The following is a 24,641-nucleotide window of genomic DNA, read 5'->3' on the forward strand; positions in this document are numbered from 1 at the left end:
GTCGATGAGGACGGCAGATGCGCGCTCCCCGCACCGCTTTGTTGGCACTCGCCCTGATCGCCGCACCGCTCGCCACGCCCGCAGGGGCGTCGCCGAGCGCCGATCCCCCGGTGGCCGAGGCCGCCGACACCCGCGTCGCGGTGAACACCCGCGCGGGCCTGGAAACCGCCCCCGAGCTGGGAATGGGCGTCAACCACGCCATCTGGGACTCCCAGCTCGGCACCCCGCAGGTCGCCGACCTGCTCAAGGACGCGGGCGTCCGGGCCATGCGCTACCCCGGCGGCTCGTACTCGGACATCTACCACTGGCGCGACCACACCGCCCCCGGCGGCTACGTGGCCCCGAACACCGACTTCGACACGTTCATGGCCGGTGTGCGGCGCGCGGGCGGTCAGCCGATCGTCACCGCGAACTACGGCACCGGGACGCCCGAGGAAGCCGCCGACTGGGTGCGCAGCGCCAACATCGACAAGGGCTACGGCGTCGAGCACTGGGAGATCGGCAACGAGCTCTACGGCAACGGCCACTACGGCACCGCGTGGGAGGAGGACCACCACGAGGACAAGAGCCCGGCCGGGTACGCGGGGCTGGTGCGCGACTACTCGCGGGCGATGAAGGCGGTCGATCCCACCATCAAGATCGGCGCGGTGCTGACCACGCCCGGCGAGTGGCCGGACGCCATCACGGCCGCCGGTGACGCGGGCTCGTGGAACCAGGTCGTGCTGTCCACGGCGGGCGCGGACATCGACTTCGTGATCCTGCACTGGTACCCACGCGGCACGAACGCCCCCGACCTGCTGGCCAGCGCGGACACCATCCCCGAGATGATGGCGATGGCCAAGGAGCAGATCCGCAGGCACACCGGCCGGGACCTGGGCATCGCGTTCACCGAGCTGAACACGAACTTCGCCCGCAACACCCAGCCGACCGCGCTGTTCGCCGCCGACGCCTACGCCTCGCTGCTGGCGCGCGGCGCGTTCACCGTCGACTGGTGGAACGTGCACAACGGCCTCGGCAAGGTCAGCACGGTCGCCGGGCAGACCGACTACGACGACTTCGGCCTGCTCTCCAGCGCCAACTGCACCGAGGACGGCTCGGTGTGCCAGCCCGCGCTGAACACGCCGTTCGCGCCGTACCACGCGCTCGCGCTGACCTCCCGGTTCGCGCGCCCCGGTGACCAGTTCGTGGCCGCCTCCAGCACCGACCCGCTGGTGCGCGCGCACGCCGCCCGTCGTCCGGACGGCGGGCTGTCGGTGCTGCTGGTGAACCGGGACCCGGACGCGGCGAAGTCGGTCGCCCTGGACTACAGCGGTTTCACCCCGAAGTCCTCGGCGGTGGTGCGGACCTACGGCAACGGCGACACCGCGATCACCACGTCCACCGGCACGTCCGGCGCGGTCCGGCTCGCCCCGTACTCGATCACCGCGCTGGAGCTGGCCCCCGCGTCCGCGAACACCGGCCCCTCGGCCCCCGCCCGGCCGACCGCGTCCTCGATCACCGATCGCAGCGCCGTGATCACCCTGCCCGCGGCGGCTCCCGGCCTGAAGCACGAGGTGCACCGCCAGGTCGGGACGCGCACCGACCAGTGGGGCGAGACCACCGGCGGCAGCTTCACCGCCACGAACCTGTCGCCCAGCACCGAGTACACCGTCACCGTCATCGCGCGCGACAACGCGGGCCGGGTGTCCTGGTCCTCGCCGCCGCTGGTGTTCCGCACCGCCGCGCCCGCCTCGTCCACCTGCGCGGTGAAGCTGGCCAACACCAACGACTGGGGCAACGGCTGGGTCGGCGACGTGCAGCTCACCAACACCGGGACCGCCCCGGTGGACGGCTGGGTGCTGGCGTTCGACTGGCCCAACGCCTGGCAGAAGGTCGACAGCGGCTGGAGCGGGACGTGGGCGCAGACCGGCCGGTCGGTGACGGTGACCGCCGACGCGGGCAACCGGCTGCTGGCCCCCGGCGCGACGGTCTCGACCGGTTTCGTGGGCTCCTACCAGGGCCCGAACCGGCTGCCGACCGCGTTCTCGCTGAACGGGGTGCCGTGCTCGCTGCGGTGAGCACCGCCGCACTGCGGTGATCGGAAGGCAGGGCTACCCCTATCAGGGGCTGCCCCGCCTTCCGCGCAGGCGATAGGACAGGGGGTCACGCCAACCCCAGGAGGTCGATCCGTGCCCCACGTCCCGCACGCCCGCTCCACGGCCCAGTGGCACGTCCCGTTCCCGTCCGCGCCGGTGGTCGAGCACCACCGGACACCGCTGGGGATCGGCGAGGCGGAACCGAGGCTGTCGTGGACCACGGCGGCGGAGGCCGGGTGGGTGCAGCGGGCGTACGAGGTCGAGGTGGGCGGCGAGCCGACCGGGTGGGTGGAGTCGGACCGGTCGAGCCTGGCGCCGTGGCCCGCCGAGCCGCTGGGGTCGCGGGACCGCAGGGAGCTGCGGGTGCGGGTGCGCGGCGACGGGGACGCGCCGAGCCCGTGGAGCGCGCCGTCGTTCGTGGAGGCCGGGTTGCTGCGGCCGTCGGACTGGGTGGCGCGCATGGTGTCGCCGGTCGCCGGACGCCGCCCTCCCCTGCTGCGCCGGGAGTTCACCGTGCGCGCGGCGGTCGAGCGGGCCCGGCTGTACACGACCGCGCAAGGCGTGCACGAGGTGCTGCTGAACGGGTCGCGGGTCGGCGACGAGGTGCTCGCGCCGGGGTGGACCAGCTACCACCACCGGTTGCGCTACCGCACGCACGACGTGACCGGGCTGGTGCGGCGGGGGCGCAACGCGCTCGGGGTGGCGCTGGCGGACGGCTGGTACCGGGGCAGGCTGGGGTTCACCGGGCGGCGCGCGCTGTACGGGGACCGGCTGGCCGCGCTGGTGCAGCTGGAGGTCGTCGGCGCGGACGGGTCGCGGCAGGTCGTGGGCACCGACGAGCGGTGGCGGGCCGGGTCGGGCGGGCTGGTGTCGGCGAGCCTGTACGACGGGGAGCACTTCGACGCCCGGCGGCACCCGAGCGGGTGGGCGGAGCCGGGGTTCGACGACTCGGGGTGGGGCGCGGTCGAGGTGGTGGCGCGGGACCTGGCGACGCTGGTCGCGCCGACCGGGCCGCCGGTGCGCCGGACCGAGCTGCTGCGGCCGGTGTCGGTGACCGCGCTCGGGCGGGGGCGGCACCTGCTGGACTTCGGGCAGAACCTGGTGGGGCGGCTGCGGTTGCGGGTGGACGAGGGCGCGGCGCGGGAGGTGGTGGTGCGGCACGCGGAGGTGCTGGAGGGCGGCGAGCTGTGCACGCGCACGCTGCGCGGGGCGCGGGCCACCGACCGGTACGCGCCGGGGGCGGCGGGGTCGGCGGTGTGGGAGCCGTCGTTCACGTACCACGGGTTCCGGTACGCGGAGGTGACCGGGCTGCCGGGTGCGCCGGACGCGGTGGCGGCGGTGTGCGGCACGGACCTGCGGCGGACCGGGTGGTTCCGGTGCTCGGACCCGGACCTGGAGCGGTTGCACGAGAACGTGGTGTGGAGCGCGCGGGGGAACTGGGTGGACGTGCCGACGGACTGCCCGCAGCGCGACGAGCGGTTGGGGTGGACCGGGGACGTGCAGGTGTTCGCGCCAGCGGCGGCGTTCCTGCACGACTGCGCGGGCGCGCTGGTGTCGTGGCTGGCGGACCTGGCGGCGGAGCAGGCGGAGGACGGCACGGTGCCGCTGGTGGTGCCGTCGGTGCCGCTGGGGGCGGGGCTGGGCGGTGGGCCGGTGGCGCTGTGGGGTGACGCGGCGGTGCTGGTGCCGTGGGTGCTGTGGGAGCGGTTCGGGGACCTGGAGGTGCTGCGCGCGAGCTACCCCAGCGCGCGGGCGTGGGTGGCGCGGGTGGAGCGGGCGCTGGACGCGGACGGGGTGTGGCGGCGGGGTTTCCAGTTCGGCGACTGGCTGGACCCGGCCGCGCCGCCGGACGAGCCGCACAAGGCGCGCACCGATCCGGCGGTGGTGGCGACGGCGTACGCGGCGCGGTCGGCTCGGGTGCTGTCGCAGGTGGCGGACCTGATCGGCGCTCCCGGCGACGCCGTGCGGCTGCGCGCGCTGGCGCGCAGGGTGACGGCGGGGTTCACGCGGGCGTTCCCCGACCAGGGCGGCACGCAGACCGGTCTGGCGCTGGCGCTGCGGTTCGGCCTGGTGCCCGCGCGGGAGCGGACGCGGGTGGCGCGGCGGCTGGCCGGGCTGGTGCGGGCGGAGGGGCACCGGGTCGGGACGGGGTTCGCGGGGACGCCGGTGGTGCTGGACGCGTTGGCGGACAACGGTTATCTGGACGACGCGTACCTGCTGCTGACCCAGCGGGAGTGCCCGTCGTGGTTGTACGCGGTGGAGCGCGGGGCGACGACGGTGTGGGAGCGGTGGGACGCGCTGCTGCCGGACGGGAGGGTGAACCCCGGCGAGATGACCTCGTTCAACCACTTCGCCCTGGGCTCGGTGGCGGACTGGATGCACCGCGCGGTGGCCGGTCTGGCGCCGGGCGCGCCGGGCTACCGGGTGATCCGGGTGGCCCCGAGGTTCGGCGGCGGGCTGACGAGCGCGGAGGCGGAGCACCTGACGCCGTACGGGAGGGCGCGCGTGGCGTGGCGGCGCTCGGGCGAGCGGGCGGTGGTGGACGTGGTGGCCCCGACGGGAACCCGCGCGGTCCTGGACCTGCCGGGCGCGCCACCGCAGGAGGTGGGGCCGGGGCGGCACCGGTTCACGGTGCCGTGCCGGGCGGCGCGGGCGGACGTGGTGCACGGGTGGTGAGACGCCGCAAGGGGCCGGGGAGCACCCCCGACCCCTTGCGGCACAACGACCTCAGTCCGTCCCCGACTCCATCGCGGCCCGGTCCAGCAGCTCGGAGTGGTCGACCTGCCCGCGCGACGCGATCGCCTCCGCGCCACCCTCCTCCAGCGTCCCGATCAGCTCCGTCGGAGCCACCCGAGCCGCGCCGATGAGGGTGGACTGGCCGCTGCCGACCATGCCCAGCCCGGCGTACTGCTCCAGCCGCGCCCGCGAGTCCGCGATGTCCAGGTTCCGCATCGTCAACTGCCCGATCCGGTCCACCGGCCCGAACGCCGAGTCCTCGGTCCGCTCCATCGACAGCTTGTCCGGGTGGTAGCTGAACGACGGACCGGCGGTGTCGAGCACCGAGTAGTCCTCGCCGCGCCGCAGCCGCAGGGTCACCTCGCCGGTGATCGCGTTGCCGACCCACCGCTGGAGCGACTCGCGCACCATCAGCGCCTGCGGGTCCAGCCAGCGGCCCTCGTACAGCAGGCGGCCGAGCTTGCGGCCCTCGTTGTGGTACGAGGCCAGCGTGTCCTCGTTGTGGATCGCGTTGACCAGCCGCTCGTACGCGGCGTGCAGCAGCGCCATGCCGGGGGCCTCGTAGATGCCCCGGCTCTTCGCCTCGATGATCCGGTTCTCGATCTGGTCGGACATGCCGAGCCCGTGCCTGCCGCCGATCGCGTTGGCCTCCAGCACCAGGTCGACGGCCGAGCCGAACTCCTTGCCGTTGATCGTGACCGGGCGGCCCTGCTCGAAGCCGATGGTCACGTCCTCGGTGGGGATCTCGACCGAGGAGTCCCAGAAGCGGACGCCCATGATCGGCTCGACGATCTCCAGGCCGGTGTTCAGGTGCTCCAGCGACTTCGCCTCGTGCGTGGCGCCCCAGATGTTGGCGTCGGTGGAGTAGGCCTTCTCGGTGCTGGCCCGGTACGGCAGGTCGCGCGCCTGCAACCACTCGGACATCTCGGTGCGCCCGCCGAGCTCGGTGACGAAGGCGGCGTCGAGCCACGGCTTGTAGATCCGCAGGGCGGGGTTGGCCAGCAGGCCGTAGCGGTAGAACCGCTCGATGTCGTTGCCCTTGTAGGTGGAGCCGTCGCCCCAGATCTGCACGTCGTCGTCGAGCATGGCCTGCACCAGCATGGTGCCGGTCACGGCGCGGCCGAGCGGGGTGGTGTTGAAGTAGGTGCGACCGCCGGTGCGGATGTGGAACGCGCCGCAGGCCAACGCCGCGAGCCCTTCCTCGACCAGCGCGGCGCGGCAGTCGACCAGGCGGGCCAGCTCGGCGCCGTACGCGGCGGCGCGGCCGGGCACCGAGGCGATGTCAGGTTCGTCGTACTGGCCGATGTCGGCGGTGTACGTGCACGGCACCGCGCCCTTCTCACGCATCCACGCGACCGCGACGGAGGTGTCGAGGCCACCGGAGAAGGCGATGCCGACCCGCTCGCCGGCGGGGAGGGAAGTGAGCACTTTGGACACGTCGACAATTATGCACAGGACTGCATGATCATTCACAGCGGGGCCGCGGTTTCCCCTGCCCGACCGCCAAAAGGTGACGCGGCTCACCCGTTCCCGCCTGCTCGGGCGCGGTCCGTTCGGTGCGACACCGCCCCGAACCGTAACCCCGCGAGTCCGGCCCGCGAAGAACCGGCGTCCGGAGCGTCACGAACCCCACCCCGAAGGGGCGCACATGAAGCTCATTCCCGTGCTGGCGGCGTTGGCGCTGGCCGTGGCGACGGCGGCACCGGCGGCAGCCGGACCGGCCGTCGCCGACCCGGTTCCGACGATGATCGTCGCCGAGGTGAGCCCGGCCACCGCCGTGCCTGCGGGCGCGGGGCACACCATCACCGGGACGGTGCTGGCGCGGACCGACGACGGCTGGGCGCCGGTCACCACCGGGGGCCAGGTCGCCGCCAGCCTGTGCTCGTCCAGGGTCGGCGGCGTCGAGACGTGCAACTGGGGCAGCGGCAGCGGCGCGCTGACCGGCGGCGCGTTCACCATCACCACCACCCCGGCCATGACCGGCTACTACCGGCTCCGGTTCACCCCGAGCGGCGGCGACCTGCAGGCCGCCTCGCTCACCCTGGCCGAGTCGGTGGTGCTCCAGCGCACCATCACGGGCGCCCCGCACACCCGCACCGGTCCGAGCGGGCCGATCCTGGAGGGGGCGATGTTCTTCGACATCGCCCGCATCCCGCTCCTGCCCGCAGGTCCGACGCTGCGGCTGGAGTTCTCCGAGACGGGCGCCGACTGGACCACGGCGGCGACCGCGCTCACCCAGAAGGTCCACCAGGGCGGCTTCATCTACTACGCCTACCTCGACGCGATCCCGTCGGGCTGGTGGCGGGCCGTCTACGACGGCACCCCGGACTTCTACGCAGCCTCGACCAGCGCAGCCGTGCACCTGCCCTGATCGGGGTTCCCCGCCCGCGCGGGGGTGACGTGGAGGGGACGCCGGTGGCCGGACGGCCGTGGTTGGGGAGCGCGCCGTGGGAGGCGGTCGCGGCCGAGCTGCGGGCGCACGCGGCGGCCGGGCTGGGCGACCTGGTCACCGGGGACGTGGCGCGGCTCGCGATCGCCCGCGCCCTGGTGGTGGCGGGCGTCCCGGCGACGGGGTTGCGCGCCGGTCCCGAGCTGCGCGTGGAGCACGCGGGCCGGGCCGCCCTGATCGCTGTGGCGCTCCCGCCCGCCGGGGGCGCGTTCCAGGCCGAGGTGGAGCAGCGCCGCACCCGCCTGGCCGCCCGCGCGGGCGACGTGGACCGCCTGCTCGTGCTGATCGCCCCGGACCACCTGCGCGCCCGCCTCCACGGCGGCCACGACACGACCGCCGCGCTGCTCCCGTCACCGCTCCTGGGCCTGGAGGTGCGCCTGGTGGACCCGCACCCGGTCCCACGCCCGCAGCCCGCCCGGCGCGGCGCCCACGCGGGCGCGCGGGAGGAGATCCTGTCGGCCGTGGACGCCGTGCTGTCCCGCTCCGGCGGCACGACGTTCACCCTGGCCGAGGTGATCGTCGAGATGACCCGCAGGGGCACCGGTTACGCGGAGTCCACGATCCGCACGATGGTGACCTCCCACCTGTGCCGCAACGCCCCCGTCCACACCACGACCCCGCACGACGACCTGGAGCGGGTGGACCGGGGCCGCTACCGCCGAACCCGCCGCGCGTAATCACCCCGCGCAACGGGTACCCCGTTCGGTGTAACCGACCAACGGAGGTCACCGTGTACCCGAACCTGTTCTACCCGTGGGCGTGGCGCGACCCGTCGTGGCTGCCCGTCGGCGACGCGAAGCCCGACACCGCCCCCGAGGCCCGCCCCGGCAGCCCGCTGGTGGGCTACTCGGTCGAGGCGACGGACGGCGGCATCGGCAAGGTCCACGAGGACGACGCGGAGGTCCCGGCGGACTGCCTGGTGGTCGACACCGGCCCCTGGATCTTCGGCCGCAAGGTGGTCCTGCCGATCGGCACCGTGGAGCGCGTGGACCACGAGGCGCGGACGGTCCACGTCGACCGCACGAAGGACCAGATCAAGGACGCCCCGGAGTTCACCGACGGCGCCGACCACGAGGACTACCGCACCAGGACCGGCGACTACTACACCGAGAGCTACCGCCTCCTGCCGCCGATGCTCTGACCCGAGCGGCCCCGCGACCCGAACGCGGTCGCGGGGCCGGGGTCGTCACCCGATGGCGTCCAGGACCTCGCGCGCCGCACGGCGCAGCCGCTCGTCTATCGCGACGCGCTCGACGGGGTCGCCCCCCCCCCCAAAAAAAAACAGCGCACCTCCCCTCCGGACTGGATCACCTCGCCGCAGCAGGGCAGCCATCAACCGGGTCCGCCCGTCCCGGTCGTCACCGGGCACATCGCCGAGCAACCCCACCGCCCAGCGAACGACCAGCTCCGGCTTCCGCGCGCCGGTCCAGAGCCGCGTCCACACCTCCAGGTCCGCCGAACCGAGGTGGTCGACGAACACGTCCACGTGCCGGGGGTCGCACCCACCGCGCCCGGTGCGCCGGGCCGCGAGCACTCCGGCGAACCGCACCGCCGGATCACCGGACCGCGCCAGTCCAAAGAGCCAGTCGAGCACCTCACCCGGCCACTCACCTCCCGGCGGACCGCAGCAGTTCCGCGACGGCGAACGGGATTCCGAGCCGCGCCGCCTTGTCGTGCTCCCGCTTCCACCGTCCCAGCAGCGCGGGCAGCACCGCACCGGTGTGCTCGCGCGCCTGCGCCAGCGAATGCAGGACCTTCCCCCGCACCAGGTGGGCAGCGCCTCGGACGCGGCGGACACGATCCCCGGACCGTTGAGCTGTGCAGCGATCTCGCCCACGTGTCAGGGATCGCCCTCGATCCAAAAGGCGCAGGACGCCGAGCGATGACGGGTAGGGACACGTCAGCGTCACCGGTCGAACACGGCTGCCAGCCGAACGGGTGTCACCGACAAGAGCAAGCGCCAGCCCCTTCCTGTCTAAGTGACAGTAAGCTAGCTTGAACGCCATGCCCGACGAGTCCTGGTCGCCACCGGCCATCCCCATAGCAGTCGACCTCGTGATCCTGACGCTGCGCAACGCGCGGCTGCACGTCCTCCTGGTGGAACGCGGTGTCACCCCCCACCTGGGCGAACTGGCTCTCCCCGGCGGCTTCCTCAACCACACCGACGAGGACCTCCGCGCGGCGGCGGAGCGCGAGCTGCAGGAGGAAGCCGACCTGGACGCTTCCCGGCTGCACTTGGAGCAGTTGGGTATCTACGGCGCCCCCGACCGGGACCCGCGCGGGCGGATCGTCACCGTGGCCTACCTGGCGATCGCTCCCGGACTGCCAGACCCCGTCGCGGGCAGTGACGCGGCGAACGCCTCGTGGGAATCGGTGGACGACGTCCTGGCCGGTCGGCGGACCCTCGCCTTCGATCACGGGCAGATCGTGGCCGACGGGGTGGCGCGCGCCCGCACCAAGCTGGAGCACACGGCACTCGCCACCGCGTTCTGCGGCGCCACCTTCACCATCGCGGAACTCCAGGAGGTCTACGAGGCGGTGTGGGGAGTACGACTGGACCAGCGGAACTTCTACCGGAAGGTCCAGCGGTCGAAGGGCTTCATCATCCCCGCAGGCGCAGATCGCCGGGTGACGAAGGGCAGACCGGCGCGCTTGTTCCAGCCGGGCCCGGTCACCGCCCTGTACCCGCCGCTCGTGCAGCCGGGGACGCCGGGTTCCGGGGAGGACTGGTGAGCGACGGCCCGGTGGTGGTGCTCACCGCCTTCAACCTGGAGTACGAGGCCGTGCGGCAGAGGCTTGCTGACCACAGGACGCGTCTGCACCAGCGGGGCACCCGCTTCGAGGAGTGCCGGACGCCCCGCACCGGTTCCCGCGTGGTGCTCGGGATGACCGGCAAGGGGAACCACCCGGCGGCGGTCATCGCCGAGCGCGCCATTCAGCACTTCTCCCCCAAGGCGGTGTTCTTCGTCGGTGTGGCGGGCGCGCTGTGGGACACGACCGCGCTCGGGGACGTCGTCGTGGCGACGCACGTCTACGCCTACCACGGGAGCACCAGCGAGGACGCGGGGACCAAGGCACGCCCTCGCGTGTGGGAGGCGGCGCACGGGATCACCCAGTTGGCCGCGCACCTGAGCCGGACAGGCGGGTGGGCGGACGCCCCGCCGCAGGGCGCGAGGTCCCCGAGGGTCCACTTCGGAGCGATCGCGGCGGGAGAGGTGGTGCAGAACTCGCGGCTCTCCCACGAGGCTCGCTGGATCAGGGAGCACTACAACGACGCGCTGGCCATCGAGATGGAAGCTGCCGGGGTGGCCCAGGCGGGGCACCTGAACGGTTCGCCGGTGGCGATCGTGCGGGGCATCAGCGATCGGGCGGACGGGACCAAGGGGTCCGACAGCGACGGGACTTGGCAGCCGAGGGCGGCTGCGAACGCTGCGGCGTTCGCGGTCAGGCTCGCCGAGGAGATGACCGAGGAACAGGAGAAGGCCGTGATGCGCAAGCGCAGGGACGCGGGAACAGGCACCACCGTCAACAACTTCGCCTCGGGACAGGTGGGCATCCAGGCGGCGAACGTCACCGGCAGCACGGTCGTGCTGTTGAACAGCGCGCCTGCGATGAGCACGCCGAAGTTGGCGGACGAGCTCTCCTCCTTCAGCCTGCGCCTGCGCGGCGCGCACGCGGCAGGCGATCTGGACACCGGCACCTACGAGGCCGCCAAGGCGGAGCTCGAAGCCGCCACCGAGGCCTTGGGGACTGGCGCACCCGAGCGGGAACCCGGTTTCGTGCTGGCGCTCAAGCGGTTGCACGGGCTGGTCTCCGACGTGACGGACCTGGCGACGAGGGTCGTCGCCCTGATCGCCGCCGCGAAGGGGCTGTCGTGACCACGACGGGCGGTGCCGGTACGGGCGGGGACGGCGCGGCGCAGGGCACGGGCAAGAACGGCACCAACACGGTGAACACCGCCGCGAGCGGCGCGAACGTGGGCATCCAGGCCGAGCACGTGCACAACTCCACCGTCTACCAGGTGCTCCCCGACGCCCCGCCGAGCCGGAAGTACGAGGTGGGCGTGCGCTTCCTGGACGACGGGGTGCCCAGCCGGGCCCGCGACCTCATCGGCGAAGCCATGGCGCACGGGCACGAGAGCGCCGAGGTGCGCTTCCACTGGGTCCTGGCGATGCTGAGCAAGCGGTCCTACCGGGACCTCACCCCGGCGGAACGAGCCCAGCTCAACCGGGCGTCGATCATGCGCGACTACCCGGAGGACGAGTGGCAGCGCGCGTTGGAGGCGATCTGCGACCTGCTGGACTGCCTTGAGGGCTCCGAAGACCGCACGGACCCCGAACTCGCGCTCGAGAAGCTGCTGGCACTCGACCCGCGCCAACGCGACAAGGTCATCCAGCACCTGGACCTGGTCCTGACCGGCGGTATGAGGGACGCGGTGTGGGCGCGGACCCGCCAGTGGGCCGAGCGGACCAAGGACAGCGGGGATCGGATGAACCGGGTGTGGGCCTACTTCCACCCGGAGCCCGCCGAGCCGAGGGCCTTGCGCCCGGAGCCCGACCGCAGCACCACCCGCGGTCTGCTCACCGCGTTCCTCTGCTCGTGCACGGCAGCCGCCGCGTTCGGGTACCTGGGTTGGTTGCTGCTCGCGCGTCCCGGTCCACTCCCGGTCCTCGCGTTCCTCGTCACGCTCGTCGCGGCCGGGATCGGTGGGCGCACCGCGTTGGAGTGGCACTGCGACGCGGAGCGGTCGAGGCTCGAGCGGAACGCGCGCATCAGCCGGAGGCGAGCAGACCTCGGCGGCGCTGACAAGTCGTTCAGGAAGGTGCACCACGACTTCGCGCATTACTTCAACAAGTACGTCCCGGCCGGGACGGATCGGGCGCCCTGGATGGCGGAGACGGTCGACATCCGCAACGCGCTGCGCGACGAAGTCGCAGCCCTGTACTCGGTGAAGGAGATCAACGGTGACCGGGTGGGCTGGTTGATCCGGCACTTGGTCGGCAAGACCAGGAAGGACTGGGAGCGGGGCGTGATCCAGGCGAACCGCGAACGGCATCGGACCACGTCCGCTTTGAAGATCACGTGCGTGCTCTCGCTGACGGTGGCCTTGTCGGCTGCGGCGGGCGTCGTGGCCGCGGCGGTGGAGGTCGACGTGGTTCGAGCGGTGGCGGCGACTGCGGTCGCCTTGGTCAGCGGCCGGATCGCGGTCCCGCGCTGGCGGCTCGCCATCAGCGAGCGCCGCCGCTTGGCGGAGGCGGCGCGGGTGTACGCCGAAACGCTGGCCGAACGCGAGGAGGCCCATCAGCGGTGGCGGAACAGGTTGCACTCCACCAGGCCGTCCGAGCAGGAAATGGAGACCTGGCTGAACTGCGACAAGGCGCTGGCGCTCGACGAGGCGCTGCGCCACTACCGGTTGGCGTGGCGCGACATCATCGCCCACGCCCTGCTGCAGACGCCTGCGAGGAGGTACAAGCGGGCGCGGGTCAAGGGCGGACCGTGGCGCTACTCGACGTACGACATCCGCCTCTTCCTCATCACGCACGACGGGGTGCGGGAGGTGAGCACCGAGCTGCACTTCGAGCGGGCCGTGCGCAACGGGCAGCAGCGCAACAACTTCCGCTTCGACGCGGTCTCCTCAGTCCACGTGGACAAGACCGACGACCTGGGGCACACCCTGGAGCTGACCCTGATGAACGGCCCGACCAGGGACATCCGCGTCACGGACCCCGAGCGGGCGCAGCCGGACTCGGAGGAGAGCCCCGAGTCGCTCGCCCAGATGAACCTGGACGCGGCCGGGTTCGTGCACACGCTCCACATCCTGGAGGGAATCGCTGCCGAGGGGAAGGGGTGGATCGACCGGGACCCCTATTCCGCAGGGCTCCAGACGGCGTTGGCGTCCGGCTGATGCCCTCGAACACACCGGAGGGGGCGACCGCATCGGCCGCCCCTCCACACCTCCGCCTCACACCACCTGCGGGCTCCGCGACAACGACCGCACCACCAGCACCGTCGCCGCCGCGGCGACCGCCAGCAGCGCCAACCCGCCGCCGTACGACCCGTACGACCCGTACAGCGCCCCCATGATCAGCGGCGGCACGAACCCGCCCAGCCCGCCGGCCGCGCCGACGATGCCCGTCACCGAGCCGACCTGGTCCGCCGGGGCCATGATCGCCACGAGGGCGAACGTCGCGCCGCTGCCCGCGCCGAGCGCGACCGCCAGCACCAGGAACGCCGCCGTCCCCATCGGCATCAGCATCGGCGTGAACGCCTGCACGACCGCCGCCGCGACGACCGCCACCAGCGTGATGTTGAGGACCTTCGCGGGCGCCACCCGGTCCGACAGCCAGCCGCCCAGCGGGCGGGCGATCACCGCCAGCACCACGAAACCGGCCATCCGGTTGGCCGCGTCGGCCTGGGTCAGCTCGTAGCTCGTCTTCAGGTACGTGGGCAGGTAGACCGACATCGCCACGTAACCGCCGAACGACAGCGCGTAGATGCCCGACGCCTGCCAGGTGATCGGCAGCTTCGCCGCGGCCAGGAGCCGGTGCGCCGCCGAACCGGTCGGCTTGGCGCGGCCGGGGGCCTCGCGGATCAGCAGGTAGGAGGCGACCGCGTACACCGCGAGCACGATCGCGGTGACGACGAACGGCGCGGTCTTGCCCGCCGCCGTGACCAGCGGCACGGTGGTCAGCGCGCTGAACGCGGTGCCGCCCATGCCGATGCCGAACAGGCCGAGCGCGGTGCCGCGCCGCTCCGGCGGGAACCAGGCGTTGACCGTGGGCACGCCGACGGCGAACGCGCTGCCGCCGATGCCGAGGAAGAAGCCGCCGACGAGCAGCCCGGTCAGCGAGTACTGCCCGCTGAAGCCCAGGTAGAGCACGGGGACGATGGTCGCGGCGGACACCGCCGGGAACATGATCCGGCCGCCGAAGCGGTCCGTGAGCACACCGGCCGCGATGCGACCGACCGAGCCGACGATCACCGGGACCGCCACCAGCAGCGCCTGCTGGAAGGAGGTGAGACCGAGCTCCTCGCGGTACAGGGGTCCCAACGGGCTGAGCAGCGCCCAGGCCCAGAAGTTCACCGCGAATCCGAGGGCGGCCATGACCAGGACCACCCAGCGGGTGCGGTCGTGAGCAGAGTCCGATCCAGTCATACCCGGAACACTGCGCCCGGCCCGGTGTGCGCGGTAAGTGAGCAACTGCCGTGTCGGGAAAGGACTTAGGTCCCTCCAAACGGAGCAACCCGCGCGGTGCACTAGGTGCATGGACAGCACAGGGGTGGACCGCCCCCAACCGCGCGGGCGCAAGTTCTTCGCGCGGGGGGAGGTGTCGGCCGACGGCAGGACCGTGCACCGGATCGACCAGGCGGAGTGGGAGCGTTTTTACCGGGACAGGTGGGCCCACGACAAGGTGGTCCGGTCCACGCACGGGGTCAACTGCACCGGTTCGTGCTCGTGGCAGGTGTTCGTCAAGGACGGCCTGATCACGTGGGAGCACCAGGCGACGGACTACCCGTCGGTGGGACCGGACTCGCCGGAGTACGAGCCGCGCGGGTGCCCGCGAGGCGCCTCGTTCTCCTGGTACACCTACTCCCCGTCACGGGTCCGCTACCCGTACGTGCGGGGCGTGCTGCTCAAGATGTGGCGCGAGGCGAAGGCGCGCCTGGGCGACCCGGTGCTGGCCTGGGCCGAGATCACCGGTGACCCGGAGAAGTCGCGCCGCTACAAGCGGGCGCGCGGCAAGGGCGGCCTGATCCGCTCGACGTGGGACGAGGTCAACGAGCTCGTCGCCGCCGCGCACGTGCACACCGCGAAGGCGTACGGCCCGGACCGCGTGGTCGGCTTCTCGCCGATCCCGGCGATGTCGATGGCCTCGTTCGCGGCGGGCACCCGCTACCACTCGCTGATCGGCGGCACGCTGCTGTCGTTCTACGACTGGTACGCCGACCTGCCGATCGCCTCGCCGCAGATCTGGGGCGACCAGACCGACGTGCCCGAGTCGGCCGACTGGTGGAACAGCGGCTACCTGGTCATGTGGGGCTCGAACATCCCGGTGACCCGCACGCCGGACGCGCACTTCCTCACCGAGGCCCGGTACAAGGGCACGAAGGTCGTCGCGGTCAGCCCGGACTACGCGGACAACGTGAAGTTCGCCGACGACTGGCTGGCGCCGCACCCCGGCACGGACGGCGCGCTCGCGATGGCCATGGGCCACGTGGTGCTGACCGAGTTCTTCCGCGACCGGCAGGTGCCGTACTTCTCGGAGTACACCCGCCGCTACACGGACCTGCCCTTCCTGGTGCGCCTGGAGGAGCGCGGCGACGCGTTCGTGCCCGGCAAGTTCCTCACCGCCGCCGACCTCGGCCAGGAGGTGGAGAACGCCGAGTTCAAGACGGTGCTGCTGAACGAGGAGACCGGCGAGGCCGTGGTGCCGCGCGGGACCCTCGGGCACCGCTGGGGCGAGCAGGGCGAGGGCCAGTGGAACCTGGAGCTGGACGGCGTCACGCCCGCGCTGACCCTGCACGGCGACAACGCGGCGCTGACCACCGAGGCGGTGGCGATCGACCTGCCGCGCTTCGACGTCGGCGAGACCGAGGGCGGCGGCGTCGTGCGCCGGGGCGTGCCTGCGACGCGCGTGAACGGGATGCTGGTCACCACCGTCTTCGACCTGGTGATGGCGCGCTACGCGGTGGGCCGCGAGGGCCTGCCGGGCGAGTGGCCTTCGTCCTATGAGGACACTGACGCGCCCGGAACCCCCGGCTGGGCCGAGGAGATCACCTCGGTGCCCGCCGCGACGACCGCGCGCATCGCCCGCGAGTTCGCCCGCAACGCCGAGCGCACCCAGGGCCGCTCGATGATCGTGGTGGGCGCGGGCGCGAACCACTGGTTCCACTCGGACACCATCTACCGGGCGTTCCTGTCGCTGGTGCTGCTCACCGGCTGCCAGGGCCGCAACGGCGGCGGCTGGGCGCACTACGTGGGCCAGGAGAAGGCGCGCCCGGTCACCGGGATGCAGCACCTGGCGTTCGCGTTCGACTGGCAGCGGCCGACCAGGCACATGGCGGGCACCGCGTTCTGGTACCTGGCCACGGACCAGTGGCGCTACGAGGGCTTCAAGGCCGACGAGCTGTCCACCCCGCTGGGCACGGGAATGTTGCAGGGCAAGTCGTTCGCCGACTGCAACGCGCAGGCCGCCAGGCTGGGCTGGCTGCCCTCGCACCCCACGTTCGACCGCAACCCGCTGGACCTGGCCGACGAGGCGAAGGACGCGGGCGTCCCGGTGGCCGACCACGTGGTGTCGGAGCTGAAGGCGGGCAGGCTGAACTTCGCGGCGGAGGACCCGGACAACCCGGCGAACTTCCCGCGCGCGCTGACCGTGTGGCGGGCGAACCTGCTCGGCTCCTCGGGCAAGGGCAACGAGTACTTCCTGCGGCACCTGCTGGGCACCGACGCGCAGGTGCGCGGCGCCGAGACGGCGGAGGAGAACCGGCCGCAGGACGTCACCTGGCACGACGAGGCGCCCGAGGGCAAGCTCGACCTGCTGACGGCGGTGGACTTCCGCATGACGTCCACGGGCCTGTTCGCGGACGTGGTGCTGCCCGCCGCGACCTGGTACGAGAAGCACGACCTGTCGTCGACCGACATGCACCCCTTCGTGCACGCCTTCAACCCGGCGATCGCGCCGCCGTGGGAGGCGCGCAGCGACTACGACGTGTTCCTCGGCCTGGCCGACCACTACTCGGAGCTGGCGAAGACCCACCTGGGCAAGCGCACCGACGTGCTGGCCGTGCCGCTGGCGCACGACACCCCGGACGAGATGGCCCAGCCGGGCGGCCGGGTGCTGGACTGGCGCGACGGCGACTGCGAGCCGATCCCCGGCCGCACCATGCCGAAGCTGGTGGTGGTCGAGCGCGACTTCGCCGCCACCGCCGACAAGATGCGCTCGGTCGGCCCGCTGCTGGAGAAGCTCGGCCTGACCACCAAGGGCATCACCTACCACCCCGAGCCGGAGATCGAGCTGCTGCGCCGCACCAACGGCGTGCGCGGCGACAACCGGCCGTCGCTGGCCACCGCCGAGCACATGTGCGAGGCGATCCTGACCCTGTCGGCCACCACCAACGGCAGGCTGGCGGTGGAGGGCTTCAAGCAGCTGGAGAAGCGCACCGGCACCAAGCTCGCGGACCTGGCCGAGGAGAACGAGGGCAAGCGGATCTCCTACCAGGAGGCCAAGAAGGGCCCGCAGGCCGTGCTGACCTCGCCGGAGTGGTCGGGCAGCGAGACCGGTGGCCGCCGCTACTCGGCGTTCGTGATCAACGTGGAGCGGGACAAGCCCTGGCACACCCTGACCGGGCGCCAGCAGTTCTTCGTCGACCACGACTGGCTCACCGAGCTGGGCGAGCAGCTGCCGGTGTACCGGCCGCCGCTGAACATGCACCGCCGGTTCGGCTCGCAGCAGCTGGGCGAGCCCGGTCGCGCCGAGGTGACGGTGCGGTACCTGACGCCGCACTCGAAGTGGTCGATCCACTCGGAGTACCAGGACAACGCGCACATGCTGGCGCTCTCGCGCGGCGGCCCGGACATCTGGATGTCCACTCAGGACGCCGAGCGGATCGGCGTGGCGGACAACGACTGGGTGGAGGCCTACAACCGCAACGGCGTCGTGGTGGCCCGCGCGGTGGTCTCGCACCGGATGCCGGAGGGCACCGTGTACGTCTACCACGCCAAGGACCGCAACGTGAACGTGCCGAAGACCGAGATCGGCGGCAAGCGCGGCGGCGTGCACAACTCGCTGACCCGCCTGCTGCTCAAGCCGACGCACCTGGTGGGCGGCTACGCCCAGTTCACCTACGCGTTCAACTACTACGGCCCGACCGGCAACCAGCGCGACGAGGTCACGGTGGTCCGCCGCCGCTCGCAGGAGGTGGAGTACTGATGCGCATCATGGCTCAGGTGGCGATGGTGATGAACCTCGACAAGTGCATCGGCTGCCACACCTGCTCGGTCACCTGCAAGCAGACCTGGACGAACCGCGAGGGCGTGGAGTACGCCTGGTTCAACAACGTCGAGACCAAGCCCGGCATCGGCTACCCCAAGCGGTACGAGGACCAGGAGCGCTGGAAGGGCGGCTGGGAGCTCGACAAGAAGGGCAGGCTGCGGCTGCGCGGCGGCAGCAAGGCGCAGCGGTTGCTGAGCCTGTTCGCCAACCCGGACATGCCCTCGATCGACGACTACTACGAGCCGATCACCTACGACTACGACACGCTGCTGAGCGCCCCTGCGGGCGAGCACACCCCGGTGGCGCGGCCTAAGTCGTTGCTGACCGGCGAGGACACCGCGATCAAGTGGGGCGCCAACTGGGAGGACGACCTGGGCGGCGCGCCCGAGCACGCCCCCGGCGACCCGAACCTGGAGGGCATCCGGGAGAAGGTGAAGTTCGAGTTCGAGCGCACCTTCATGTTCCACCTGCCCAGGTTGTGCGAGCACTGCCTGAACCCCGCGTGCGTGTCGGCGTGCCCGTCGGGCGCGATGTACAAGCGCGAGGAGGACGGCATCGTCCTGGTGGACCAGGACAAGTGCCGGGGCTGGCGGATGTGCGTGTCCTCGTGCCCGTACAAGAAGGTCTACCTCAACCACGTCACGGGCAAGGCCGAGAAGTGCACGTTCTGCTTCCCGCGCGTGGAGGCCGGGCAGCCCACGGTGTGCTCGGAGACCTGCGTGGGCAGGCTGCGGTACCTGGGGATCGTGCTGTACGACGCGGACGCGGTCACCGCCGCGCTGAGCGTGCCGGACCCGAAGGACCTGCTGGACGCGCAGCGCGCGCTGATCCTGGACCCGCACGACCCGGAGATCGCGAAGGAGGCGCTGGCGCAGGGCATCGCCCACGACTGGCTGGAGGCCGCCCGCAAGTCGCCGGTGCACGCGCTGATCAGCAAGTACAAGGTGGCGCTGCCGCTGCACCCGGAGTACCGCACCGCCCCCATGGTCTGGTACATCCCGCCGCTGTCGCCGGTGCTGGACGCGGTCACCGCCGTGGACGGCGACTCGTCGGACCCGGACGACGTGTTCCACGCGATCCGCGACCTGCGCATCCCCGTGGAGTACCTGGCGAACCTGTTCACCGCCGGTGACTCGGAGGTGGTGGCCGGGGTGCTGATGAAGCTGGCCGGGATGCGCGGGCACATGCGGAACCGCTCGCTCGACGGCACGGTCGACCAGGGCCTGCTCGACTCGATCGGCTTCACGGCCGAGGAGGTCGAGGACCTGTACCGGTTGCTGGCCATCGCGAAGTACGAGGACCGGTACGTGATCCCCTTGGCGCACAAGGAGGACGCCGCGCAGCTGGCGGGCCTGGAGACCGGGTGCCCGCTGGACGGCGATGGCGGCCCCGGCATGGGCGGCGAGGGGCCGGGACGCGGCGCGGTGTCGCTGTCGCTGAGCGCGCCGCCGAGGAAGAGGGTGAAGCGGTGAGGGCGAAACCGGTCGAGCCGGGCCGCGCCGAGACGTTCGAGCTGCTGGCGACGTTGTTGCAGTACCCCGAGGACGGCCCGTTCGCGGTCCCCGAGGTGCCGGACGGCCCGGCGCGCGAGCCGCTGGAGCGGTTCCTGGCCTGGTACCGCGAGCAGGAGCCGTTCGAGCTGGCGCAGCACTACGTGCGCACGTTCGACCTGCGCCGCCGCACCAGCCTGTACCTGACGTACTACCTGCACGGCGACACCCGCAAGCGCGGCATGGCCATGCTGGTGCTCAAGCAGCGCTACCGCGCCGCGTCGCTGACCCCGCCCGAGGACGAGCTGCCGGACTACCTGCCGGTGGTGTGCGAGTTCGCCGCCCTGCTGGGGCCGGGCGCGGGCGAGGCGCCGCTGCGCCAGCACCGCGCGGGCCTGGAGCTGATCCGGGCCGGGCTCGCGGACGCGGGCACGCCGTACGCGGAGCTGCTGGAGGCGCTGTGCGCCCTGCTCCCGGAGCTGGGCGACGATGAGAAGGCCGCGATGCGGGAACTGGCACTGGAGGGGCCGCCGGTGGAGGAAGTGGGCCTGGCCCCCTTCGCCCCGCCCGACTACCTGACCGGAATGGAGGTGCGGGTGTGAACACCCTGCTGTGGGTCGTCTTCCCGTACGCGGCGCTGACGGTGTTCGTGGTGGGCCACGTGTGGCGGTGGCGCAGCGACCAGTTCGGCTGGACCACGCGCACCTCGCAGCTGCTGGAGCGGCGCTGGCTGCGCTGGGGCTCGCCGCTGTTCCACCTGGGCGCGTTCGCCGCGATCGGCGGCCACGCCATGGGCTTGCTGGTGCCGAAGGCGGTGACGGAGGCCGTCGGGATCACCGAGCACGTGTACCACCTGGTGGCGGTGGTCGCGGGCAGCGTCGCGGCGGTGATGCTGGTGGTGGGCCTGGGGTTGCTGATCGCGCGCCGGGTGCTGGAGCCGAGGATCAACCGGAGGACCACCGGGTCCGACAAGCTCCTGTTCGCCGTGCTCGGCTTCGTGGTCGCGCTGGGCGTGACGGCGACCGTGGTGGAGCAGCTGTTCAAGGGCGGCTACGACTACCGGGAGACGATCTCGGTGTGGTTCAGGGGCCTGTTCGCCCTGAACCCGGACCCGCTGCTGATGGTGGACGTCCCGCTGGTGTTCCAGCTGCACGCGCTGAGCGCGTTCCTGCTGTTCGCGATCTGGCCGTTCACCAGGCTGGTCCACGTGTGGTCGGCCCCGATCGCGTACCTGTGGCGCCCGTACGTGGTGTACCGCCGCCGGTCGACCGCGCCGAAGCGGCCGATGGCGAACCGCTGAACCGGATTCCCCCGAAGGCCCGCTCGCACCCCGGTGCGGGCGGGTCTTTTTGCCATTTCCCGCCGCCGGTCGTGCGGCGCCCCTCAGCCGGAAGTAGCTTCGCCGAAGAGCCCACTCCCCCGCCCCACCGGAGGCCACCATGACCGCACCGCGCGCCGTGATCTCCGGCGCCAGCATCGCAGGCCTCTCCGCCGCGCACTGGCTCACCCGCACCGGCTGGCACGTCACCGTCCTGGAGCGCGCCGCGCGGTTCCGCGACGGCGGCCAGAACGTCGACGTCCGGGGCGTCGCCCACGAGGTGCTCGACCTGATGGGCCTCACCGAGGCCGTCCGCGCGCTGCACACCACCGAGACCGGCACGGTCTTCGTCGACGGGCGGGGTCAGGTGATCATCACCCTCCCGACCGGGCGGGACGGGGCCACCGCCGAGCTGGAGGTCCTGCGCGGCGACCTCGCCCGCGCCGTCCTCGACCGCCTCCCGCCGGGGACCGACCTGCGCTTCGGCGACCGCATCACCGAGGTCGACCAGTCCCCCGACGCCGTCGCGGTCACCACCGCGCGCGGCGAGGTCCTGACCGCCGACCTGCTCGTCATCGCCGAGGGCGTCGGCTCCACCACCCGCGACCTGGTCTTCGGCCCGGACGTCGAGCGCCGCGAGCTGGGCATCACCATGCTGTTCGGCACGATCCCGCGCACCCCGGCCGACGACGACCGCTGGCGCTGGCACAACGCCGTCGGCGGGCGCCAGGTCCACCTGCGCCCCGACAACCGGGGCACCACCCGCGCCATGCTCGCGTTCACCGACGACCGCCCGGTCCGCCCGACCGCGCGCCAGGTCCGCGAGCGCTACGCGGGCGTCGGCTGGGAGGCGCCGCGCGTGCTGGACGGGTTCGACGCCACCGACGACCTGTACGTCGACCGCCTCACCCAGATCCGGATGCCCTCCTGGCACCGGGGCCGGGTCTGCGTCACCGGTGACGCGGCCTGGTGCGTGACCCCGATGGGCGGCGGCGGCTCGTCGCTCGCGCTCACCGGCGGTTACGCCCTCGCGGCCTGCCTGTCGACCGCCGAGGACCTGGGCGCCGGGCTTGCGGCCTACGAGGAGTGGATGCGCCCACTCGTCGACGACGTCCAGAAGCTCCCGCCCGGCGTGCGCCGCATCGCCTACCCGAACACCCGCCTCGGCCTGGCGCTGCGCAACGCGGTGGGCCGGATCGCCACGTCAGCGCCGCTGTCACGGCTGTTCGGCAAGCTCACCGAGGTCGCCGCCACCGACCGCCCGCTGCCCCGGATCGCGCCCGCCTGACCCCAGCGCCGCGATCAGCTCCCCGACCCGGTGCCCAGCCTCCAGCGGGTGCCGCAGCCGCCCGTCCGGGTTGACCCGGTAGTGGTTGCGCCGTCCCACCTTCGTGCGCTCGACGTAACCGCCCGCGATCAGGTCCCCGAGGATCAGCTGCACCGCCCGGCTGGTCACCCCGACCCGCCCCGCGATCACCGCCAGGGTCTGGTCCGGGTCGTCGGCCAGGCACAGCAGCACGTGCGCGTGGTTGCTCAGGAACGTCCACGTCCCCCCGGCCCCCGCCTCTCCGCTGCCCACCACTTCCTCCATCCGGGTGAACCGATCAAGCGTTGACAGGTGAACTCCAGTTCGTCATTCTAGTGGTGCGGAGGGGAGTACCCGCCTCAGCCGAGCTCGTCATTACGGCAACCCGGACGGTTGCCCGGTCTCGGCGCCGCCAGCGGTCCCGGCAGGGGCGCGGCGGTCGGGGAGACCTCTGGTCGACAGTGGACCGGAGGTGCGTTCTTCGTGGTTGTCCCGTTCTGGGCCTGGGCCGCGGTGCTCGGCGTGATCCTGGCGATGCTCGCGGTGGACCTGTTCGCCCACCGGCGCGCGCACGTGGTCAGCGTGCGGGAGGCGGCCGTCTGGTCGGCGGTGTGGATCACCCTCGGACTCGCCTTCGGCGGTGTCGTGTGGTGGGTGTGGGGCGCGGACCCGGCGGCCCAGTACTTCGCCGGTTACGTGATCGAGAAGTCCCTCGCGGTGGACAACGTGTTCGTCTTCGCGATCATCTTCGGCTACTTCGCCGTCCCGAGGGAGCACCAGCACCGGGTGCTGTTCTACGGCGTGCTGGGCGCGCTGGTGTTCCGCGCGGTGTTCATCGCGGCGGGTTCGGTGCTGATCGCGAGCTTCTCCTGGATCCTCTACGTGTTCGGCGCGTTCCTGGTGCTCACCGGGGTGAAGATGGCGCGGCAGAAGGACGAGGTGGTCGACCCGGAGCGCAGCGCGGTGCTGCGCCTGTTCCGCCGGTTCGTGCCGATGACCGACCAGCAGCACGGGCACAAGTTCCTGGTGCGCCAGGGCGGCAAGTGGGTGGCGACCCCGCTGCTGGCGGTGCTGGTGCTGGTCGAGGTGACCGACATCGTGTTCGCCGTCGACTCCATCCCGGCGATCTTCGCGGTGACGCAGGAGCCGTTCCTGGTGTTCACCTCGAACGCGTTCGCGATCCTGGGCCTGCGCGCCATGTACTTCCTGCTCGCGGACCTCATGCACCGGTTCACCTACCTGAAGCTGGGGCTGGCCCTGGTGCTGGTGTGGGTGGGCGTGAAAATGCTGCTGCTGGACGTCTACAAGATCCCGACGGCCGCGTCGCTGGCCGTGGTGGCGGCGATCCTGGCCGTGGCGGTCGGGGCGAGCTGGTGGAAGACCAGGGACGCGGTGGAGCCTGGGCGGGGACGCGACTGATCGGGCGCGCTCGGCTGCGGGGCGCGGTCGTCGCCGCGCCCCACAGCCCCGTCGACGAGGTCAGCGCCCCTTCTCGGCGAGGGAGCGCATCGCAAAGCCCCACATCATCCCGAGCAGGCCGCCCGCGGTCCCCAGACCGTTTCGCCACAGCTCAAGGGCTCCGGGGTCCTCGACAGCGGCGCAGACACCCGCGAGGACGAGACCGGCTGCCAGGCAGAGCAGGGCGAGAACTCCCAGACCGTTGACCGCGGTCCGGCCCGGATCACGCTGACGGCTCATCGCACGCACCTCATTCCTGGAAGAAATCCTTGAAGGGGTTGAAACAGGTGTTTAAATCAGAGAACTCGTCGCTCCACGAGCTGTCCGTGTCCACGACAGCCCTGGAGATATAGCAAGCTGCGGCGATCGGGGTGAAAATCGTCGCCGCAGCCTTGCCGATGAACTTCACCGCACCACTGACCCCCAGATAGGAAAGCGCTCCTGTGGGGTCACTGCGGTTGATCGGGTCGCCCTGGGAGTAGTTGTACGGGTTCGCCTCCTGCCCGGTCGGGTCGGTCGACCTGAACCTCGCGAACGCGCTGTCGTACACCCGGTAGCCCAGCAGGTAGTGCCCCCGCTGCAACTGGTAGGCGCCCAGGTAGCGGAATGGGTTGGCCTTGGCCGCAGCCCCGGTGGCCGTGACCGCGCCGTACGGGGCGTAGCTGTACTCGGCGGCGATCAGGCCGTTCCCGTCAACGAGGGCCAGAACGCTGCCCTGGTAGTCGGTCACCGCCCCGTGGCGCGCGCCCGAACCGTCCTTCACCCCGACCAGCAAACCATTGGTGTCACGGGTGAATCCCGAGCGCACGCCG

The 24,641-nt window shown here is 72.2% G+C and carries 21 protein-coding genes; 14 read left to right on the top strand and 7 right to left on the bottom strand.

Annotation, left to right across the window (positions count from 1 at the left end; all coding sequences use genetic code 11):
• Positions 1–17: 17 nt before the first annotated feature.
• Positions 18–2,057 (top strand): cellulose binding domain-containing protein, encoded by a 2,040-nt coding sequence (locus tag LV78_RS26400; protein WP_253848321.1) that lies wholly within the window; start codon positions 18–20, stop codon positions 2,055–2,057.
• A gap of 111 nt (positions 2,058–2,168) precedes the next feature.
• Complete coding sequence (locus tag LV78_RS26405) at positions 2,169–4,751, top strand: family 78 glycoside hydrolase catalytic domain (protein ID WP_308208759.1); 2,583 nt, start codon at positions 2,169–2,171, stop codon at positions 4,749–4,751.
• Between the two features lie 51 nt (positions 4,752–4,802).
• On the opposite strand, the gene argG is transcribed toward LV78_RS26405, so the two are convergent.
• The gene (gene argG, locus LV78_RS26410; protein WP_253848322.1) at positions 4,803–6,248 is read right to left on the bottom strand and encodes an argininosuccinate synthase; all 1,446 of its coding nucleotides are present in this window, start codon (positions 6,246–6,248) and stop codon (positions 4,803–4,805) included.
• 211 nt (positions 6,249–6,459) lie between these two features.
• Here argG and LV78_RS26415 point away from each other — a divergent pair, with 211 nt between their 5' ends.
• From LV78_RS26415 to LV78_RS26425, 3 genes are read left to right on the top strand one after another with little or no spacing between them, the layout of a single operon-like run.
• A complete protein-coding gene (locus LV78_RS26415) occupies positions 6,460–7,182 on the top strand; it encodes a hypothetical protein (protein ID WP_253848323.1) in 723 nt (240 codons plus the stop codon).
• 29 nt (positions 7,183–7,211) lie between these two features.
• Positions 7,212–7,937 carry a DUF7669 domain-containing protein gene (locus LV78_RS26420; RefSeq protein ID WP_253848324.1) on the top strand — a complete coding sequence of 242 codons (726 nt, stop codon included), beginning with the start codon at positions 7,212–7,214 and terminating at the stop codon, positions 7,935–7,937.
• Between the two features lie 53 nt (positions 7,938–7,990).
• Complete coding sequence (locus LV78_RS26425; protein ID WP_253848325.1) at positions 7,991–8,401, top strand: PRC-barrel domain containing protein; 411 nt, start codon at positions 7,991–7,993, stop codon at positions 8,399–8,401.
• A 45-nt stretch (positions 8,402–8,446) separates the two neighbouring features.
• Here LV78_RS26425 and LV78_RS26430 read toward each other — a convergent pair whose 3' ends face one another.
• Together LV78_RS26430 and LV78_RS26435 are read right to left on the bottom strand one after the other, a co-directional pair.
• Positions 8,447–8,854, bottom strand: coding sequence for a hypothetical protein (locus LV78_RS26430; RefSeq protein ID WP_253848326.1), 408 nt, complete (start codon positions 8,852–8,854; stop codon positions 8,447–8,449).
• A gap of 13 nt (positions 8,855–8,867) precedes the next feature.
• Positions 8,868–9,026, bottom strand: coding sequence for a hypothetical protein (locus tag LV78_RS26435; RefSeq protein WP_253848327.1), 159 nt, complete (start codon positions 9,024–9,026; stop codon positions 8,868–8,870).
• 238 nt (positions 9,027–9,264) lie between these two features.
• Between LV78_RS26435 and LV78_RS26440 the strand changes: the two genes are divergently transcribed.
• The 3 genes from LV78_RS26440 to LV78_RS26450 are packed head-to-tail and all read left to right on the top strand — an operon-like array spanning position 9,265 to position 13,165.
• Entirely contained in the window at positions 9,265–9,993 is a 729-nt protein-coding gene (locus tag LV78_RS26440) for an NUDIX hydrolase (protein WP_253848328.1), read from the top strand.
• Entirely contained in the window at positions 9,990–11,138 is a 1,149-nt protein-coding gene (locus LV78_RS26445; protein WP_253848329.1) for a 5'-methylthioadenosine/S-adenosylhomocysteine nucleosidase family protein, read from the top strand. The genes LV78_RS26440 and LV78_RS26445 overlap by 4 nt, the downstream gene beginning before the upstream one ends.
• The gene (locus LV78_RS26450; RefSeq protein ID WP_253848330.1) at positions 11,135–13,165 is read left to right on the top strand and encodes a hypothetical protein; all 2,031 of its coding nucleotides are present in this window, start codon (positions 11,135–11,137) and stop codon (positions 13,163–13,165) included. The genes LV78_RS26445 and LV78_RS26450 overlap by 4 nt, the downstream gene beginning before the upstream one ends.
• A gap of 57 nt (positions 13,166–13,222) precedes the next feature.
• Here the strand turns inward: LV78_RS26450 and LV78_RS26455 are convergent, their stop codons facing one another.
• Entirely contained in the window at positions 13,223–14,416 is a 1,194-nt protein-coding gene (locus LV78_RS26455; RefSeq protein WP_253848331.1) for a nitrate/nitrite transporter, read from the bottom strand.
• A gap of 109 nt (positions 14,417–14,525) precedes the next feature.
• Here LV78_RS26455 and LV78_RS26460 point away from each other — a divergent pair, with 109 nt between their 5' ends.
• The 5 genes from LV78_RS26460 (at position 14,526) to LV78_RS26480 (ending at position 22,353) form a co-directional block, all read left to right on the top strand.
• Positions 14,526–18,194, top strand: a complete 3,669-nt coding sequence (locus LV78_RS26460) for a nitrate reductase subunit alpha (protein ID WP_253848332.1) — start codon at positions 14,526–14,528, stop codon at positions 18,192–18,194.
• Positions 18,194–19,729, top strand: a complete 1,536-nt coding sequence (narH, locus tag LV78_RS26465; protein WP_253848333.1) for a nitrate reductase subunit beta — start codon at positions 18,194–18,196, stop codon at positions 19,727–19,729. Before LV78_RS26460 ends, narH begins: the two co-directional genes overlap by 1 nt.
• On the top strand, positions 19,726–20,349 hold the full coding sequence (gene narJ, locus LV78_RS26470) for a nitrate reductase molybdenum cofactor assembly chaperone (RefSeq protein ID WP_253848334.1): 624 nt from the start codon (positions 19,726–19,728) through the stop codon (positions 20,347–20,349). Before narH ends, narJ begins: the two co-directional genes overlap by 4 nt.
• Entirely contained in the window at positions 20,346–21,047 is a 702-nt protein-coding gene (gene narI, locus LV78_RS26475; RefSeq protein WP_253848335.1) for a respiratory nitrate reductase subunit gamma, read from the top strand. The genes narJ and narI overlap by 4 nt, the downstream gene beginning before the upstream one ends.
• Positions 21,048–21,186: 139 nt before the next feature.
• Positions 21,187–22,353, top strand: a complete 1,167-nt coding sequence (locus LV78_RS26480; protein ID WP_253848336.1) for an FAD-dependent monooxygenase — start codon at positions 21,187–21,189, stop codon at positions 22,351–22,353.
• On the opposite strand, the gene LV78_RS26485 is transcribed toward LV78_RS26480, so the two are convergent.
• On the bottom strand, positions 22,282–22,644 hold the full coding sequence (locus tag LV78_RS26485; protein ID WP_253848337.1) for a helix-turn-helix transcriptional regulator: 363 nt from the start codon (positions 22,642–22,644) through the stop codon (positions 22,282–22,284). The genes LV78_RS26480 and LV78_RS26485 overlap by 72 nt on opposite strands.
• A 210-nt stretch (positions 22,645–22,854) precedes the next feature.
• Here LV78_RS26485 and LV78_RS26490 point away from each other — a divergent pair, with 210 nt between their 5' ends.
• Positions 22,855–23,790, top strand: a complete 936-nt coding sequence (locus LV78_RS26490) for a TerC family protein (protein ID WP_308208760.1) — start codon at positions 22,855–22,857, stop codon at positions 23,788–23,790.
• 60 nt (positions 23,791–23,850) lie between these two features.
• Here LV78_RS26490 and LV78_RS26495 read toward each other — a convergent pair whose 3' ends face one another.
• Together LV78_RS26495 and LV78_RS26500 are read right to left on the bottom strand one after the other, a co-directional pair.
• The gene (locus tag LV78_RS26495; RefSeq protein ID WP_253848338.1) at positions 23,851–24,069 is read right to left on the bottom strand and encodes a hypothetical protein; all 219 of its coding nucleotides are present in this window, start codon (positions 24,067–24,069) and stop codon (positions 23,851–23,853) included.
• A 10-nt stretch (positions 24,070–24,079) separates the two neighbouring features.
• On the bottom strand, positions 24,080–24,641 hold a 562-nt coding region (locus tag LV78_RS26500), incomplete at its 5' end, for an RHS repeat domain-containing protein (RefSeq protein ID WP_301307340.1).

Source organism: Actinosynnema pretiosum (assembly GCF_024171695.1).
Lineage (GTDB): Bacteria > Actinomycetota > Actinomycetes > Mycobacteriales > Pseudonocardiaceae > Actinosynnema > Actinosynnema pretiosum.

What these genes read in the sequence shown, in the direction of transcription:
- LV78_RS26400 (WP_253848321.1), top strand. Translation starts at nt 18, where the DNA reads ATGCGCGCTCCCCGCACCGCTTTGTTGGCACTCGCCCTGATCGCCGCA.
- LV78_RS26415 (WP_253848323.1), top strand. Translation starts at nt 6,460, where the DNA reads ATGAAGCTCATTCCCGTGCTGGCGGCGTTGGCGCTGGCCGTGGCGACG.
- LV78_RS26440 (WP_253848328.1), top strand. Translation starts at nt 9,265, where the DNA reads ATGCCCGACGAGTCCTGGTCGCCACCGGCCATCCCCATAGCAGTCGAC.
- LV78_RS26455 (WP_253848331.1), bottom strand. Translation starts at nt 14,416, where the DNA reads ATGACTGGATCGGACTCTGCTCACGACCGCACCCGCTGGGTGGTCCTG.
- LV78_RS26460 (WP_253848332.1), top strand. Translation starts at nt 14,526, where the DNA reads ATGGACAGCACAGGGGTGGACCGCCCCCAACCGCGCGGGCGCAAGTTC.
- narH (WP_253848333.1), top strand. Translation starts at nt 18,194, where the DNA reads ATGCGCATCATGGCTCAGGTGGCGATGGTGATGAACCTCGACAAGTGC.
- LV78_RS26480 (WP_253848336.1), top strand. Translation starts at nt 21,187, where the DNA reads ATGACCGCACCGCGCGCCGTGATCTCCGGCGCCAGCATCGCAGGCCTC.
- LV78_RS26495 (WP_253848338.1), bottom strand. Translation starts at nt 24,069, where the DNA reads ATGAGCCGTCAGCGTGATCCGGGCCGGACCGCGGTCAACGGTCTGGGA.